Consider the following 2,890-nt stretch of genomic DNA (forward strand, 5'->3'; position numbering starts at 1 on the left):
GAAGGACGGGACAAACACCGATATGTCTCGGGGAGCTGTACGTAAGCTTTGATCCGGGAATTTCCGAATGGGGAAACCCTCTGTTCGTCATGGAACAGAACCGTTATCTGAATACATAGGATAACGGAGGCAGACCCGGGGAACTGAAACATCTCAGTACCCGGAGGAAGAGAAAGAAAAATCGATTTCCTGAGTAGCGGCGAGCGAAACGGAATTAGCCCAAACCAAAAAGCTTGCTTTTTGGGGTTGTAGGACACTCTACACGGAGTTATCAAGAAACAGGTTAAGCGAAGCGGTCTGGAAAGACCCGCGATAGAAGGTAACAGCCCTGTAGCTGAAAGCCTGTTTCCTCCAGAGTGTATCCTGAGTACGGCGGAACACGTGAAATTCCGTCGGAATCCGGGAGGACCATCTCCCAAGGCTAAATACTCCCTAGTGACCGATAGTGAACCAGTACCGTGAGGGAAAGGTGAAAAGCACCCCGGGAGGGGAGTGAAATAGAACCTGAAACCGTGTGCCTACAAGTAGTCGAAGCCCGTTAATGGGTGACGGCGTACCTTTTGTAGAATGGACCGGCGAGTTACGATCCCCTGCAAGGTTAAGTGGAAGACACGGAGCCGCAGCGAAAGCGAGTCTGAATAGGGCGAATGAGTAGGTGGTCGTAGACCCGAAACCGTGTGATCTACCCATGTCCAGGGTGAAGGTCAGGTAACACTGACTGGAGGCCCGAACCCACGTACGTTGAAAAGTGCGGGGATGAGGTGTGGGTAGGGGTGAAATGCCAATCGAACACGGAGATAGCTGGTTCTCTCCGAAATAGCTTTAGGGCTAGCCTCAAGGAATGTATGTTGGAGGTAGAGCACTGATTGGACTAGGGGCCCCTATCGGGTTACCGAATTCAGTCAAACTCCGAATGCCAATCATATAACCTTGGGAGTCAGACTATGGGTGATAAGGTTCATAGTCGAGAGGGAAACAACCCAGACCGTCAGCTAAGGTCCCCAAGTATACGTTAAGTGGAAAAGGATGTGGAGTTGCTTAGACAACCAGGATGTTGGCTTAGAAGCAGCCACCATTCAAAGAGTGCGTAATAGCTCACTGGTCGAGTGACTCTGCGCCGAAAATATACCGGGGCTAAACGTATCACCGAAGCTGCGGATTGTTCTTACGAACAATGGTAGGAGAGCGTTCTTTGTGCAGCGAAGTCAGACCGTGAGGACTGGTGGAGCGCAAAGAAGTGAGAATGCCGGTATGAGTAGCGAAAAAGAAGTGAGAATCTTCTTCACCGAATGCCTAAGGTTTCCTGAGGAAGGCTCGTCCGCTCAGGGTTAGTCGGGACCTAAGTCGAGGCCGAAGGGCGTAGACGATGGACAACAGGTTGATATTCCTGTACCACCCAATTCTGTTTGAGCAATGGGGGGACGCAGTAGGATAAGGAATGCGCACGACTGGTTGTGTGCGCCGAAGCAGCGAGTGAGTCAGATAGGCAAATCCGTCTGACATGTTCATGAGCTGTGATCGGGAGGGAAATATAGTACCGAAGTTCCGGATTTCACACTGCCAAGAAAAGCCTCTAGTGAGGAAAAGGGTGCCCGTACCGCAAACCGACACAGGTAGGCGAGGAGAGAATCCTAAGGTGATCGGGAGAACTCTCGTTAAGGAACTCGGCAAAATGACCCCGTAACTTAGGGAGAAGGGGTGCTTTACGCAAGTAAAGCCGCAGTGAATAGGCCCAAGCGACTGTTTAGCAAAAACACAGGTCTCTGCGAAGCCGCAAGGCGAAGTATAGGGGCTGACACCTGCCCGGTGCTGGAAGGTTAAGGGGATGCGTTAGCTTCTGCGAAGCGCTGAACCGAAGCCCCAGTAAACGGCGGCCGTAACTATAACGGTCCTAAGGTAGCGAAATTCCTTGTCGGGTAAGTTCCGACCCGCACGAAAGGTGCAACGATTTGGGCACTGTCTCAACGAGAGACCCGGTGAAATTATACTATGCGTGAAGATGCGCATTACCCGCGACAGGACGGAAAGACCCCGTGGAGCTTTACTGTAGCCTGATATTGAATGTCTGTACAGCTTGTACAGGATAGGTGGGAGCCATCGAAGCGTGAGCGCCAGCTTACGTGGAGGCGCCGGTGGGATACCACCCTGGCTGTATGGACCTTCTAACCCAGAACCGTGATCCGGTTCGGAGACAGTGTCAGGCGGGCAGTTTGACTGGGGCGGTCGCCTCCTAAAGAGTAACGGAGGCGCCCAAAGGTTCCCTCAGAATGGTTGGAAATCATTCGAAGAGTGTAAAGGCAGAAGGGAGCTTGACTGCGAGACCTACAAGTCGAGCAGGGACGAAAGTCGGGCTTAGTGATCCGGTGGTACCGAATGGAAGGGCCATCGCTCAACGGATAAAAGCTACCCCGGGGATAACAGGCTTATCTCCCCCAAGAGTCCACATCGACGGGGAGGTTTGGCACCTCGATGTCGGCTCATCGCATCCTGGGGCTGTAGTCGGTCCCAAGGGTTGGGCTGTTCGCCCATTAAAGCGGTACGCGAGCTGGGTTCAGAACGTCGTGAGACAGTTCGGTCCCTATCCGTCGTGGGCGTTGGAAGTTTGAGAGGAGCTGTCCTTAGTACGAGAGGACCGGGATGGACACACCGCTGGTGTACCAGTTGTTCTGCCAAGAGCATAGCTGGGTAGCTACGTGTGGAAGGGATAAGTGCTGAAAGCATCTAAGCATGAAGCCCCCCTCAAGATGAGACTTCCCATCATTTTAAATGAGTAAGATCCCTCAGAGACGATGAGGTTGATAGGTTCGAGGTGGAAGCATGGTGACATGTGAAGCTGACGAATACTAATCGATCGAGGACTTATCTATACTACAATGATTGTACGTTTTGA

General features: G+C 52.2%; 1 rRNA gene. It reads left to right on the plus strand.

Annotated elements, in window-relative coordinates:
- Positions 1 to 2,867 (plus strand): 23S ribosomal RNA (locus GGQ92_RS16190); the annotation flags it as partial.
- Between the last annotated feature and the right edge of the window lie 23 nt (positions 2,868 to 2,890).

Source organism: Gracilibacillus halotolerans (assembly GCF_014206945.1).
Lineage (GTDB): Bacteria > Bacillota > Bacilli > Bacillales > Amphibacillaceae > Gracilibacillus > Gracilibacillus halotolerans.